This window comes from Planktosalinus sp. (assembly GCF_059864935.1).
In genome coordinates this window covers 1-1,025 of record NZ_JCBCCK010000211.1, presented here as the reverse complement: position 1 = coordinate 1,025, position 1,025 = coordinate 1, and the positions used below count along the sequence as shown (strand labels likewise).

The following is a 1,025-nucleotide window of genomic DNA, read 5'->3' as shown; positions in this document are numbered from 1 at the left end:
CCCGAATTTGTTTGAACACTGGCAGTACGAGGGATTTCGACCTTAGTGATTTGGATTAAGAAGAGCCGTATGAATCGAGAGGTTCACGTACGGTTCTGTGAGAGGTTTAGGGGTGAAATTCCCCTTTACCTACTCGACTTTTATTCCGTTACAATTTTATTTATCCTTGGTTGTATAAACCAAATTCCAATTGGGAAAAACCAAATCATAAAAAATTCGCCCATAAAATCACTAAAAGTTACAGTTCGCTTTAATTCAGTCGTTTTTATTGTTTTAGATACAAAATATAATAAATAAAACATACAGAACATTGAAAATAGATGTAATGGAATAATAAGAAGTATCATTTTTCCAACAATTGCACCAATAGCGTTATTATCAGATGAAATACCGTAAAATGTAGTTCCGATCAACGCTATTAAGAAAAGAATATAAAACAGGGGAATAAAGAAGAAAATTTTGAATTTATTAATTTTCATTTTAATGTCAACCGGAATATACTTTTGTAATCCAATACCAATTGACCAAAACCAACCAAAATGAAACCCAACATAAAGGAACATTATAATAGGAAATATTTTCATCATATTCAGCATTCCTATATGGTCAGGATTTCCGTTTGAGTCAATATTCGCAAAAATTGAGATCATAGCGACTATTTGCAATAAAAAAGGTATTCCAAACATTAAGGTGAACAATTGCCAATGTTTGGCATTTAAAAATCGGTTTTTCATTTAGTTTTTAGATTTTTCTACATTAATGGCAACGTTTTCGGCATATAAGAAGGTGGGCATTTACCCCTACGTTCCTGTCCACCGCTACCAAAGGTAATAGAAAGTAATGAACTGTCAAACTGCACCGAACCGCCCACTTTTTTATATGCCGTGTTGAACTAAACCTAAAGGTAGCTTCAAGCAACTTTCGCTGCCATTCACTACCTTTAGGGTATTGTATAATCTTCAATAATAAAATTATGAAAAAAAAACCAAACACTCATTGAAAAAGCCTGTAAATCTGTAAAAGGT

The 1,025-nt window shown here is 32.8% G+C and carries 1 protein-coding gene; it reads right to left on the bottom strand.

Translation table 11 applies throughout. The annotated features are described in order from the left end of the window. Positions 1-140: 140 nt before the first annotated feature. Positions 141-734, bottom strand: coding sequence for a hypothetical protein (locus tag AC6F75_RS07550; RefSeq protein ID WP_500714366.1), 594 nt, complete (start codon positions 732-734; stop codon positions 141-143). Between the last annotated feature and the right edge of the window lie 291 nt (positions 735-1,025).

What these genes read in the sequence shown, in the direction of transcription:
- AC6F75_RS07550 (WP_500714366.1), bottom strand. Translation starts at nt 734, where the DNA reads ATGAAAAACCGATTTTTAAATGCCAAACATTGGCAATTGTTCACCTTA.